Raw genomic sequence first — 11,889 nt, 5'->3', positions numbered from 1 at the left:
GGTCACACTCCCTCTCCGTCGCGGTACAGCGGACCCCGCCGTACGGCGTAGGGACCGATGGCGAGGAGGTCCACGGGGGACGAACCGAAGCACTCCAGCGCGTCCCGGGGGTCGTCCACCATCGGCCGGCCCGCCGTGTTCAGGCTGGTGTTGACGACCACGGGCAGTCCCGTGCGCCGCTCGAACTCGGTGAGCATGCGGGCCACCAGCGGTTCCCGCTCCGCGTCGACGGTCTGGATGCGGGCCGTTCCGTCGACGTGGACGACGGCCGGGATCCGCTCCCGCCATTGGGGAGCCACGTCGTGGACGAAGAGCATGTACGGGCTGGGCAGCGGGCCGTCGAAGATCTCGGCCGCCCGTTCGGCGAGGACCATGGGGGCGACGGGCCGGAACTGCTCGCGGCCCTTGACGTCGTTGAGCCGTTCCAGGTTTCCCGCGTGGCCGGGGTGAGCCAGCAGCGAGCGGTGCCCCAGGGCGCGCGGCCCGTATTCGGAGCGGCCCTGGAACCAGGCGACGACGGCGTTGTCGGCGAGGGCCTCGGCGACGGTCGCGGCGATGTCCGGCGGCCGTTCGAAGGGCACGTTGGCCGTCTTGAGCCAGGCGCCGATCTCCGCGTCGGACCAGTCGCGGCCGAGGTCCGCGCCGTTCATCGGTTCCGGGTCGTCCCCCGCTCCGGCGGCGAGGAGCAGCGCCGAGCCGAGGGCCGTTCCCGCGTCGCCGGCCGCGGGTTGCACCCAGACGCGGGAGAAGGGTCCCTCGCGGGCGATACGGGAGTTGGCGACGCAGTTGAGGGCGACGCCGCCGGCCAGGGTGAGGACGTCGTCGTGGGTGCGGCCGTGCAGCCAGCGCGCGAGGTCGAGGAGGGTCTCCTCCAGGACGGCCTGGGCGCTCGCGGCGACGTCCGCGTGCGCGGCGGTCCACGGCTCGTCCGCGCCGCGGGGCGGGCAGAACTCGTGCCAGGGGACGCCGGTCGCGTGGAATCCGCCGTCGCCGGTCGGGTACACGTACCGTCTCAGTTCGGGCAGCATGCGCGGGGTGCCGTGCGAGGCGAGGGCCATCACCTTGAACTCGTCGGAGGACCTCAGGAAGCCGAGGTGGGCGGTGAGTTCCTCGTACACGAGTCCCAGCGAGTGCGGGAGGTCCTGCGCGTACAGCGGTTCGAGCCGGCTGCCGGTGCGGCGGGCCGCCAGGTGGGAGGCGCGCTCGCCGCGCCCGTCGAGGACCAGGACGGAGCTGTTGTCGGCGCCGTCGGCGGCGAACGCGCCCGAGGCGGCGTGCGCCATGTGGTGGGGCACGAAGCGGACGAGGGCCGGGTCGAGTCCGGGAAGGGCCGTGGCGAGGAAGCCCGGCGCCTCGCGGGCGTACGTCTGCCGCAGGTGGTCCCACGGGTCGTGCAGGCCCAGGTCGGCGGCCGGGAGGGCGAGGGCCGGGTCGTAGGAGTACGCGACGGCGTCCAGGTCCTGCGGGCGCAGCCCGGCGCGGCGCAGGCACCAGGCGGCGGCCTGCTCGGGCAACTCCCAGGCGGAGAAGGGGACGGGGCGCTTGCCGTGCTTGCGGCGGGAGAACCGCTCCTCCTCCGCGGCGGCGACGGTGCGGCCGTCGACGACGAGTGCGGCGGAGGGGTCGTGGAACAGCGCGTTGATGCCGAGAATACGCATGGCGGTGCGGGCCTTTCGGCTGGGGTGGGCGGACCGTCGGCGCGGCTTCGTGCGGGGCGGCGATCCGCTGGTCCCCGCGGTCAGTTGTCGGGGTGGGCGCGGAACCAGTCGATGGTGCGGCGCAGTCCTTCCTCGGCCGTCACGAGCGGTTCCCACTGGAGCTTGTCCCGGGCCAGTGTGATGTCGGGGCAGCGCACGGCGGGGTCGTCCGTGGGGCGCTCCACGAAACTGATCTCCGATGTGGAACCGGTCAGTTCGATGATCCAGCGGGCGAGTTCCAGCATGGTGAGTTCGGCGGGGTTGCCCAGGTTCACCGGTCCCGGCATGCCGTGCGCGGCCGCCGTGAGGATGCCCGAGACGGTGTCGTCGACGTAGCAGAGGGACCGGGTCTGCAGGCCGTCGCCCGTGACGGTCAGCGGCGCCCCGGCCAGGGCCTGGCGGATGAAGGTCGGCACGGCGCGGCCGTCGTATCCCCTCATGCGCGGACCGTACGTGTTGAAGAGCCGTACGACGCAGGTGTCGGTGCCTCGTTCCGCGCCGTGGGCCGTGGTGAACGCCTCGCCGAAGCGCTTCGCCTCGTCGTAGACGCTTCGCGGGCCGACGGGGTTGACGTGGCCCCAGTACCGCTCGCTCTGCGGGTGCTCCTGCGGATCCCCGTACACCTCGGAGGTGGAGGCGAGGAGGAACCGGGCTTCGCTGCGGTGCGCGAGCTCCAGCGCGTTGCGGGTGCCGAGGCTGCCCGCCTCCAGGGTGTGCAGGGGAAGGCGGAGGTAGTCGGCAGGAGAGGCGGGGGACGCCAGGTGGAGGACGAGGTCGGGTGGCCGCTCCACGGTGAAGGGCCGTGCGACGTTCGCCTCCTGGAGAGTGAATCCGGGACGGCCCACCAGGTGCGCCACGTTCTCGGGCCGTCCGGTGCTGAAGTCGTCGACGCAGGTGACCGCGGTGCCGGCGGCGACCAGGGCGGAGCACAGGTGTGAGCCGACGAAACCGGCACCCCCGGTGACGACGGCGTGCTCCCAGGTCCGTGAAGCGAGAGAGCCCATGGTGATCTCCTCAGGAACAGGTGGAGAGCGCGGGGCTCAGGCCGAGGGGCGGTCATCGCCGCGCCGTCTCGCACCTGGGACACAACCCGCAGGGTTCTCTCACCCTGCCGGAGGGCCCGGCGTGCCGCGCGGACTGCGGGCATCCGGGTGAGAACGCAGGGTCACCGGGTGTCGGTGCCCGGGGCCGAACCGGTGGACATGGCTGCGGACCGGCCGGGTAGCCGCAGCCGAGGAGCCGTACCGCGGCATGCCGTCAGAGAGGAGACCCGCCATGACCGGTCCGCTGCCCTCGGAACGAACGCCCGCCGCCGTGGTGACCGGAGCCGACTCCGGTATCGGCAGGGCCGTCGCCGTGGCCCTCGCCCGGCGGGGGATGGACGTCGGGATCACCTGGCACACGGACGAAGCGGGAGCGGAGGAGACCGCCGCCGAGGTCCGGAGCCACGGAAGCCGGGCCGCCGTCGCCCGGCTCGACCTCACCCGTCTGCCGGGCGCGGCCGACGTGATCGACGAGCTGACCGAGGAGCTGGGTCGGGTCGACGTCCTGGTCAACAACGCCGGAACCGGCACCGCCACCCCGTTCCTGGACATCACCCACGCCACGCTCCGCGAGGTGCTCGACGTCGACCTCGCCGGACCGTTCCTGTGCTCCCAGCGGGCGGCGCGGCGGATGATCGCCCAGGGTGACGGGGGCCGGATCGTCAACATCACGTCCGTGCACGAGCACCAGCCGCGGGTCGGGGCGGCCCCCTACTGCGCGGCCAAGGGAGGTCTGGGCCTGCTCACCCAGGTGATGGCCCTGGAGCTCGCCGAGCACGGCATCACGGTGAACGCGGTCGCACCCGGCGAGATCGCCACGCCGATGACCGGGCAGGAGGACGAGGACGTCTCGCGGACCTCACGACCGGGCGTTCCCCTGGGCCGTCCGGGGGACGCGCGCGAGGTCGCGGCGGTCGTCGCGTTCCTCGCGGGCGAGGACGCCTCGTACGTCACCGGCGCGTCCTGGGCCGTCGACGGGGGCATGCTGCGCATGGGACCCATGGCGGGCTCTCACCTGCGCGACGACGAGTGGCGCCGCCCGTGAACGAGGGGCGCTGACGAGTGGCCCCGTCCGGGCGGCCGGGATCCGGCCGCCCCGACGGGTCTGTCCCGCTGAGGTCCCTACGGTTCGTCGTCGGGGAGCGGCGGTTCCCCGGCTCCGTCCACCGCGGTGTCGACGTGCATCGCGGCCTCCTCGGCGGAGGCGGCACCGTCGTCCGGGCCGATGTCGCGGGCGGCCGCGCGGTCGACGCGCCCCTGCTGGGCGTCCACCGGGGCCAGACGCCCGGCCCGGGTGGCCCCCGCCTCCTCGTCGAGGGGTTCGCCGGCGCCTTCCGGGAGGTCTCCGATGCCGTCGCCCGCGAGGGGCTGCTCTTCGGGCACCTCCTGGCGGAGGCGGTCGTCGAGCGTCTCGCCCTCCTGCTGCTCCCGCTGGGTGATCCCGTGGCGGGTGACGCCGCGCGGCCGCTCGGGCGGGGAGTAGCCGGGGGTGGCCATGTCGTCGAGCGTGTCCGTCACGATCGCGTTGTCCGGATCGAACTCACCCGCGGGACGGTTGCCCGCGTCGGAGTGCGTGGGCTGGTAGACGTCGTCTCCGCGCCCTTCGTCCGGGTCGGGGAGGTCGGGCAGGTCGGCGCCAGGCATGGGCGCTCCTTTCCTCGTGTCGGTGGTACGGGGCGGGGCGACTGACCAGGCCGTCACCGGGTGGCGAGGATGATCGCGTACACCAGGAAGAACAGGGCGACCGCGATCACCACCAGCCACAACAGGACGAGGGGGCCCGTCGCCCAGCCCCGCCGGAGCGGCCGGTAGGGCCCGGTCCCCGTCCCCGTACCGGATTCCGCCGGTGGCGTCTCGCCCGGGGCGACTCCCCCGCCGGGGGCACCACCGTGCATGTTCCGGGGGTCCGGGTCGGGGTTGCTCGGTGTGGTCATGAGGTCCATCTCCCTGGGGAGGCGGGGCTTCCGGTCGATGCGCGACTACCCGCCGACAGTGACCTCAGTCGGTGCCCTCCGCCCGGGATCGAACCCGGAGCGCCGGGGACCAGCACCGATGCCCCGCAGGGGCCACGCCCCGGTCACGCCGAGGAGGCACTGGGAACGGCGAGCGGTTCCCGGGGCGCCTTCTCCTTCCCGGCCTGGAGCTGCTCCCCCAGCTCGACGAGCCGGTTGCGCCCCATGGCCTTGCGCACCTCGGGGAACCAGTCCTGCTCCTCCTCCTCGACGTGGTGCCGGACGTTCTCCATCAGCACGGTCATCTTGGCCTTGAACCGCTCGTCGGCGGGGTCCATGTCCTTCAGCTCGGAGAGCATCCAGACCACCGCGTGGTGCTCCTCGACGCTCTCGAGGATGTGGTCGGTCGTCTCCGGAGCGGCCTCACGGGAGGCCGGGTAGAAGTACTGCTCCTCGATCCAGGCGTGGACCGTGAGCTCCTCGATCACCTCGTCGACGATCCGGCGGCGCTCGGCGGTCTCGTCGTCCGAGGTCTTCTCGAAGCGCTTGAACAGCTTCTCGACGGTCTTGTGGTCCTCGCGCAGCAGTACGATCGCGTCCATTTCGAACCTTCCCAAGCCATGAATTCCGCGGGCGCCCGGCGGTGTCACGGGCGGCCCTGTTCCCTATTGCCCCATCCGGGGCTCGTATGCACGGTCGCCCGTGAAGTACACCCGTCCGGACAGGTGGTCCGGGGTCGGACAGCGGGCGGGGTCAGACCGCGGGCGGGAACCTGTCCCAGGCGCGGTGCTTCGCCAGCGCCGTCACGGCCGCTTCCACGGCCCCGGTGCCGCTCTCGCCCACGATGACGCCGGGATCGTCGGTTGCGATGCCGGCGGCTTCGAGGACGGTCGGGGCGTCGTTCCATCCTCCGACGGCCTTCCCGTGCCGGTACGCCTCGGTGAGCAGCAGCAGGACGCGCGGGTCGACCCCCTGCGGCGCGGGACTCCCGGCCTTGGCGTCGCGCGCGCCGTAGGCGTCGGAGCCGGGCGCGGGCGCGCCGGCCACCAGCAGGGCGTCGAACTCGACCGAGCGGGCGTTGGCGAAGGTCCGCTGGGCCACGACGGGTTCACCGTCGCCGCCGAGCGTGCCGCCCTTCGGCGCGATGACCAGGGGGACCATGCCGCCGTCCAGGACGGCCTGCCGGACGGCGCGTACGCCGTCGAGGTCGGCCGACTCGTCGGCGATGATCCCGATGACGCGGCCGTCCGTGGGCCACCTCCGGCCCAGCTGGGACAGGGCGGGGCTGGCGTCCGGCGTCGCGAGGGGGACGGTGGCCTCGGGGGCGGGCAGGCCGAGGCCCGCGGCGACCTGCTCGCACAGCTCCGGGTCGATGTTGGCCAGCACCTGGAGGGTGCGTTCCTTGATCGCCTGCTCGTAGCACTTGCTCAGCTCGAAGGTGTAGGCGGCGATGATGTGCTCCCGCTCCGGCGGGGTCATGCTGAGCCAGAAGAGCCGGGGCTGGGTGAAGTGGTCCGAGAAGGAGGCGGGGGCCTCCCGGATCTTGCTCGCTTCGGGCACCTTCACGGGCGTCTCGACGTACGCGCTCATGTCGGCACCGGCCAGGAAGGGGCAGCCGCCGTCCAGGCTGTTGGGATGGTACGGGGCGACGCCCGTGTGCACGGCGGTCTGGTGCATGCCGTCGCGGAGCATGTCGTTGACGGGCGCGTGCGGCCGGTTGATCGGGATCTGGCCGAAGTTCGGGCCGCCGAGCCGGCTGATCTGGGTGTCGAGGTAGGAGAAGAGCCGGCCCGCGAGCAGCGGGTCGTCCGTGACGTCGATGCCCGGCACCAGGTGGCCGGGGTGGAAGGCGACCTGTTCGGTCTCGGCGAAGTAGTTCTTGGTGTTGGCGTTCAGCGTCATCCGACCGATGGGCTGCACCGGGGCCAGTTCCTCGGGCACGATCTTGGTCGGGTCGAGGAGATCGATACCCTCGAACATCTGGTCGGGGGTGTCGGGGAAGACCTGGATGCCGAGCTCCCATTCGGGGAAGGCGCCCGCTTCGATGGCGTCGAAGAGGTCTCGCCGGTGGAAGTCCGGGTCCATGCCGTTGATCAGCTGTGCCTCCTCCCAGACGAGGGAGTGCACGCCCAGCTTCGGCTTCCAGTGGAACTTCACCAGCGTGGTGTCCCCGGCGGCGTTGACCAGCCGGAAGGTGTGGACCCCGAAGCCCTCCATCATCCGGTAGGAGCGCGGAATGCCCCGGTCGGACATGTTCCACAGCGTGTGGTGGGTGGCCTCGGTGTGCAGGGACACGAAGTCCCAGAACGTGTCGTGGGCGCTCTGCGCCTGCGGGATCTCACGGTCGGGGTGCGGCTTTCCCGCGTGGATGATGTCGGGGAACTTGATCGCGTCCTGGATGAAGAAGACGGGGATGTTGTTCCCCACCAGGTCGAAGGTGCCCTCGTCGGTGTAGAACTTCGTCGCGAAGCCACGGGTGTCGCGGACGGTGTCCGCCGAGCCCCGGGAGCCGAGGACGGTGGAGAAGCGAACGAAGACCGGGGTCTCCACGTCCTTGGCGAGGAACGCGGCCTTGGTCACCTCGGCCGCGGTGCCGTAGCCCACGAAGACGCCGTGCGCGGCGGCGCCGCGGGCGTGCACCACCCGCTCCGGGATCCGCTCGTGGTCGAAGTGCGTGATCTTCTCGCGCAGATGGTGGTCCTGAAGCAGGACCGGCCCCCGCGGGCCCGCCTTCAGCGAGTGGTCGGTCTCGTACAGCCGCGCCCCCTGCGCGGTCGTCAGATAGGTGCCGCTCTGCGCCGTGCGCGCCTGATCCGCCCCGGTGGCCTGCCCGGTCGGGCTCACGGTCTCCGGTCCTGTCTGGTCCGGCTTGGGAGGCAGCGGTCCCGTCGGCTGCGTGGGCTCGGCCACGCCGGGCGAGACCGGCCCCGGCTTCCCCGGGACGCCTCCTTCGCCCGGGGCGGTGGTCGTGTCGAAAGGCTCAGTGGTCATCGTCTCTCCAAAGGGCAGATCGGCGGACGTGTCAGGAATGACCGGGAGCGTCCGTCGGTCAAACGGACCCGGACCGGGCCTCACCCGCACCAGCGGGGATTCGCGGCATCTGACCGATGGCGTGGCCGCTGCCACCGCCGGGTCCGGGTGCTCTCGACTGATCCCTACGACGGCCGCCTGCCCCCCATATCCGGGCGAAAACGAAGACGCGGATGACGATCCACCAGGTGGAGGCGTCGGATCCGGCCAGGTGAGGGCGGCCGAGACGGCCGGGTGGCCCAGCCGGCTCGTCAGATCCTCGGGGGCAGCCGGTGCAGGACGACGTCACCGAGCACGCCGTCCGCGACGTCCACGGTCATGTACGTGCGGTACGGCTGGCGGCGGCGGTCGGTGGGCGAGCCGGGGTTGAGCAGGCGCAGCCCGCCGGGGGCGGTGGAGTCCCAGGGGATGTGGCTGTGGCCGAACACGAGGACGTCGAGGTCGGGGAAGCGCCGGGCGCACCGCTGCTCCCGGCCCGCCGCCGCCCCCGTCTCGTGCACCACCCCGAACCGCACCCCGGCCAGTTCCGCACGGGCGACCTCGGTGAGCCTCCGGCGCAGGGCCGGACCGTCGTTGTTCCCGTAGACCCCGATCAGCCGACGGGCGCGGGCCTCCAGCAGGTCCAGGGCGGCCTCGTCGGTCCAGTCCCCGGCGTGGATGACGGCGTCGGCCTGGTCGACGGCGGCGAGGAGCTCCTCCGGGAGACGCCTGGCGCGGGACGGAAGATGGGTGTCCGACGTGAGCAACAACCGCATGACGCCACGATAGGAGATGCCGACCGGGTCGGCGGTCGGGCCGTTGTGCCGTCGGGCCCTCGGGGGGTGACCAGTCGGGCAGCCGGCCGGAAGCCGGCTGCCGTTCCCCGGCGAGCACGTCTTCGCAGCCCACCGGCGTGTACTGACCGAGCAGCCCACCTGCGTGTACTGACCGAGCCGTCTCGGGTCGCCGGCCCGACCCACACCCTCCACCGGCTCGTGGTGCGGGCGCCCCAGGTGAAGGCGACGGTGTCGGCCTGCCGACCCCGGCCGGTCACAGTACGTTCCGCGCCGCCAGGACGAGGAGGAACACCCCGAGAACGAGCGTCAGCGGCATGAGCCACAGCTTGAAGACCAGCACACCCGCGCGTTCGGCCCGCCACGGGCGCTCGGGGTCGTAGACGACGGGGATGGACGTGCCGACCTCGGGGCCGGGCCAGGTCCGGGCGGAGCTGGTGGTTTCGAACGACCGCCCGTCCCCGGCGGTGAACCGGAAGACGGCCGAGCGACGTTTGACCCCCGGCCGCATCTCACTGTCCTTGAGCCCCACGACCACGCCCGTGGTCCGTACCAGACGCGAGCGCGTCCGCAGGTGCTCGACGAGCTCGGCCGCGGACCCCCAGACGAGGGCGCCCCCCATGAAGACCTGCATCGGTAACTGGAATACGTGCATGTCAGCCTCCCCCGACCGCCCTGCGGCCACCGCACGGTCAACGCCCCTTCAAGCAGGGGGCGAGTGTAGGAAGGCAGCACCCGCCGAGTCGTCAACCCTGCGGTTGAGGCGGGAGAAGTCCACCGCTGTCCACCGGCGTCGGAACGAGGCTGGTGCCACCGCCCCGAACACAGCCGGCGGGCGAGGAGCTCACCCGCCGCCTCGCCCGCGAAGCCGATGCCCCCCAGGCCCCTGGCGCCCTGTGTCGCCTGCTCGGCCACATCGGCACAGTCTCGGCGCGGTCACCGGCCTCGGCGACCCACCGCGTACACCCGCCCGCCCCGCGGACCGGCCCCCGGCCGAGATGCGCGCTGTCCGGACGCGCCGGACCGCCGGTGCGAGTGTCCCGGCCCACGGGCCGGGACAGCCCCGTCGTGCCTCCGCCGGCGCGGTACGACCGCCGGATCACGGCCCCGGCCAGGATGCCCGCGACCAGGGCGAGGGCGCAGCATGGAGGGAAGGTTCAGCCGACGTCCCGCCGTGGCGCCGGGGCCCGGGTGGAGGGAGCAGGCGATGGCCGAGGACGCGCCGTCCGAGCCCGCCGCCCCTGACGTCTCGGCGGCGGGGGCAAGGCCTGGTGCAGGCGGGGAAGGCGCGGGAAGCCTGCTGGACTTCCTGAACGTCGCCGCGGTCGTACTGGACACGGGCGGGCGGATCGTGTTCTGGAGCCCGCAGGCCACCGAGACCTTCGGATACACCGCGGAGGAGGCGCTGGGGCGCCCTGCGGCGCGACTGCTGCTCAGCGAAGAGAACCGGGACCGGGCCAGTGAGCTGTTCGCCGAGGTGATGGCCACCGGGCAGAGCTGGGCGGGAGTCTTCCCTGTGCGGCACCGCGACGGCGCGACGAGGCAGGTGGAGTTCCGCAACATGCGGCTGCTGGACGATCTCGGGGACGTGTACGCACTGGGGATCGCGGTCGACCAGGCGACGCTCCACGCCGTGGAGACCCGGCTCGCGCAGTCGGAGCAGCTGGTGTCCCAGGCGCCGGTCGGGTTCGCGCTGCTGGACACCGAGCTCCGCTACCGACTGGTCAACCACGCGCTGGAGCGGATCAACGGAGTGCCGGCCGCCGGGCACATCGGCCGCCGTCCCAGCGAGGTGCACCTCCACCCCGGGGTGGAGAAGGTCGAGTCCGCGCTGCGCCAGGTCCTGGCGACGGGCACCCCTTTGATCGACCAGTACACCATCGGCCGCACCCAGGCCGACCCCGATCACGATCATGCGTGGTCCATCTCGTACTACCGGATCCACGGCCCTGCGGGCCGGGTGATCGGCGTGGCGTCCTCCATCGTCGACATCACCGAGCGGCACCGGGCCGCGGCCGAGGCCGAGCAGGCCCGGCGACGACTCGCGCTGATCGCACACGCCTCCGCCCGCGTCGGCACCACCCTGGGCGTGGATCAGACCGCGCGGGAACTCGCCGACGTCACCGTGCCGGACCTTGCCGACCTGGCGGCGGTCGACGTCCTGGACACGGTCCTGTCCTACCGTCCCCACCCGCGTACCCCGGACGGACCCGAGCTGTTCCGGGCACTCGCCGTCTCCTCCGCGTTCCCCACCGACCTCACCGCCGCCGCCGACCCGGTCGGCCAGGTCGCCGCCTACGGCCCCGACAGGCTGATCACGCAGTGCGTGCGTGCCGGCCAACCTGTACTCGTGGCGCGCTGCGAGGCGCAGGACCTGCGCCGGATCGCCCGCGACGCGCGGGCCGCCGAGGCCCTGGCGCGCGCGGGCGCCCACTCCTACCTGGCGGTCCCCCTCATCGCCCATGGCGAGATCCTCGGCGCCCTCGACCTCCTGCGCGTGCGCAACCCCGCCCCCTTCGGGCCGGACGACATCCTGCTCGCCCGCGAACTGGCCGCACGGGCCGCCATCGCCATCGACAACGCCCGTTGGTACCAGCGGGTGCGCACCGCCGCCGAAACCCTCCAGCGCAGCATGCTGCCCGCTGCCCCGCCCGAGCGTCCCGGCCTCGGCCTCGCCTGCCTCTACCAGCCGGCCCAGACCGCCAACGAAGTCGGCGGCGACTGGTACGACGTCATCTCGCTGGCCGGGGACAAGACCGCCCTCGTAATCGGCGACGTCATGGGCAACGGCATCGACGCCGCAGCAGCGATGGGACAACTGCGCACCGCGGCCCGCGCCTACGCCGCCCTCGACCTGGTCCCCGACGAGATCCTCCGCCACCTCGACCAGCTCACCCACGGTCTGGAGCACTACATCGCCACCTGCCTCTACGCCACCTACGACCCCCACACCGGGCAGTGCCGCGTCTCCAACGCCGGCCATCTTCCCCCGGTGATCGTCCGGGCCGGCCGTCAGCCCGAACTGCTGCCCCTGCCGGCCGGCGCGCCGCTCGGCGCCGGCGGGGTCGAATTCGAGACCATCACGACCCACGTGTCCCCCGGTGACCGGCTCCTGCTGTACACCGACGGCCTCGTCGAAACCCGTGACACCCCTATCGACGAACGCCTCACCGCCCTCCTGAACGCCCTCGGCCGGGCCCGGACGCCCCTCGACGCCACCTGCACCCGGCTCGTCGCCGCGATGCGCCGACCCGAGGACCCGGACGACGTCGCTCTCCTCCTCACCGAAGTCCGCCCCTGGAGCAGCGGTTCCGCCGACCCGACAAGCGCGGTCGCCGGGCCGGTCGCGTCCCACCCGCCGACCGGCGCGGGCTAGGGGGTGTCTTGTCGATCA

General features: G+C 72.7%; 10 protein-coding genes. 2 read left to right on the top strand and 8 right to left on the bottom strand.

The features are described from left to right. Positions 1 to 2 precede the first annotated feature (2 nt). Both ACZ51I_RS12375 and ACZ51I_RS12370 read right to left on the bottom strand, forming a co-directional pair. Positions 3 to 1,658: a carbamoyltransferase family protein gene (locus ACZ51I_RS12375; RefSeq protein WP_468874472.1), complete on the bottom strand. Its 1,656-nt coding sequence runs from the start codon at positions 1,656 to 1,658 to the stop codon at positions 3 to 5. 80 nt (positions 1,659 to 1,738) lie between these two features. After that, positions 1,739 to 2,701 carry an NAD-dependent epimerase/dehydratase family protein gene (locus ACZ51I_RS12370; protein WP_468874470.1) on the bottom strand — a complete coding sequence of 321 codons (963 nt, stop codon included), beginning with the start codon at positions 2,699 to 2,701 and terminating at the stop codon, positions 1,739 to 1,741. A 271-nt stretch (positions 2,702 to 2,972) separates the two neighbouring features. Between ACZ51I_RS12370 and ACZ51I_RS12365 the strand changes: the two genes are divergently transcribed. Continuing rightward, a complete protein-coding gene (locus ACZ51I_RS12365; RefSeq protein WP_468874467.1) occupies positions 2,973 to 3,785 on the top strand; it encodes an SDR family oxidoreductase in 813 nt (270 codons plus the stop codon). Positions 3,786 to 3,862: 77 nt separating this feature from the next. Here the strand turns inward: ACZ51I_RS12365 and ACZ51I_RS12360 are convergent, their stop codons facing one another. The 6 genes from ACZ51I_RS12360 to ACZ51I_RS12335 form a co-directional block, all read right to left on the bottom strand. Further along, on the bottom strand, positions 3,863 to 4,384 hold the full coding sequence (locus ACZ51I_RS12360) for a DUF5709 domain-containing protein (RefSeq protein WP_468874464.1): 522 nt from the start codon (positions 4,382 to 4,384) through the stop codon (positions 3,863 to 3,865). 53 nt (positions 4,385 to 4,437) lie between these two features. Further along, positions 4,438 to 4,674, bottom strand: a complete 237-nt coding sequence (locus ACZ51I_RS12355; RefSeq protein WP_468874462.1) for a DUF6480 family protein — start codon at positions 4,672 to 4,674, stop codon at positions 4,438 to 4,440. A 143-nt stretch (positions 4,675 to 4,817) separates the two neighbouring features. After that, a complete protein-coding gene (locus ACZ51I_RS12350; protein ID WP_468874459.1) occupies positions 4,818 to 5,294 on the bottom strand; it encodes a hemerythrin domain-containing protein in 477 nt (158 codons plus the stop codon). Between the two features lie 151 nt (positions 5,295 to 5,445). Continuing rightward, on the bottom strand, positions 5,446 to 7,683 hold the full coding sequence (locus tag ACZ51I_RS12345; protein ID WP_468874457.1) for a catalase: 2,238 nt from the start codon (positions 7,681 to 7,683) through the stop codon (positions 5,446 to 5,448). 290 nt (positions 7,684 to 7,973) lie between these two features. Continuing rightward, a complete protein-coding gene (locus tag ACZ51I_RS12340; RefSeq protein ID WP_468874454.1) occupies positions 7,974 to 8,477 on the bottom strand; it encodes a metallophosphoesterase family protein in 504 nt (167 codons plus the stop codon). A 274-nt stretch (positions 8,478 to 8,751) separates the two neighbouring features. Next, positions 8,752 to 9,150: a DUF3592 domain-containing protein gene (locus tag ACZ51I_RS12335; protein WP_468874452.1), complete on the bottom strand. Its 399-nt coding sequence runs from the start codon at positions 9,148 to 9,150 to the stop codon at positions 8,752 to 8,754. A gap of 552 nt (positions 9,151 to 9,702) precedes the next feature. On the opposite strand from ACZ51I_RS12335, the gene ACZ51I_RS12330 reads away from it, so the two are divergent. Next, entirely contained in the window at positions 9,703 to 11,871 is a 2,169-nt protein-coding gene (locus ACZ51I_RS12330; RefSeq protein ID WP_468874450.1) for a SpoIIE family protein phosphatase, read from the top strand. Positions 11,872 to 11,889: the final 18 nt, after the last annotated feature.

This window comes from Streptomyces sp. NPDC034084 (assembly GCF_055575535.1).
This window is presented reverse-complemented; position numbering and strand designations above follow the sequence as displayed.